1 protein-coding gene and 1 pseudogene are annotated in these 411 nt (G+C 60.6%); both read right to left on the bottom strand.

Going from position 1 to position 411, the window contains the following annotated elements:
* Positions 1-236 (bottom strand): hypothetical protein (locus tag AB1462_RS32315; protein ID WP_367249199.1); only part of this gene is annotated, 236 nt, incomplete at its 3' end.
* Positions 211-411: pseudogene (locus AB1462_RS32310) on the bottom strand (transcriptional regulator); the annotation flags it as partial. The pseudogene AB1462_RS32310 and the gene AB1462_RS32315, both read right to left, overlap by 26 nt.

Genomic DNA, 411 nt, shown 5'->3' with positions numbered 1-411 from the left:
AGGCGGACAAGTTCAATAAGTCCGTCGTCGATCAAAGCCTGAAGGACTCGGGCGTCGTCATGTCCGTTGCGCGTCCCCCCGACCAACTCCGCCAGCGCGTTCGTTGTTACGGCCCAGCGGTTCGGAAGGGCCGCGATGATTTCGCGTGCGCATCCTGTCGCGTTGAGATTGATCACGACGCTGGCATCGGCCACAAGAACTGTACGGGGATCAGCGAGGAAGTTTGACGAAATCATTCGCTTCGCTTTCCTCCATCTCTGCGCCGTCAAGAACCTCTCTCATGTCATGCCGATCAAGCTGCAGCAGTCGAGCCAACTGGCCTTCGCTGTAGAAGCTGCGTTTCCAAGCCTCGCGCGCTAGCAGGGCGAGGCGCGGCGGCACAACGCCCTGCGCCTCAGCAGTGTTCAGGCC

It is taken from the genome of Pseudomonas sp. SB113 (genome assembly GCF_040754745.1).
GTDB lineage: Bacteria > Pseudomonadota > Gammaproteobacteria > Pseudomonadales > Pseudomonadaceae > Aquipseudomonas > Aquipseudomonas grimontii.
The sequence above is the reverse complement of the archived record's forward strand: the minus strand, read 5'-3'. Positions and strand labels throughout refer to the sequence as shown.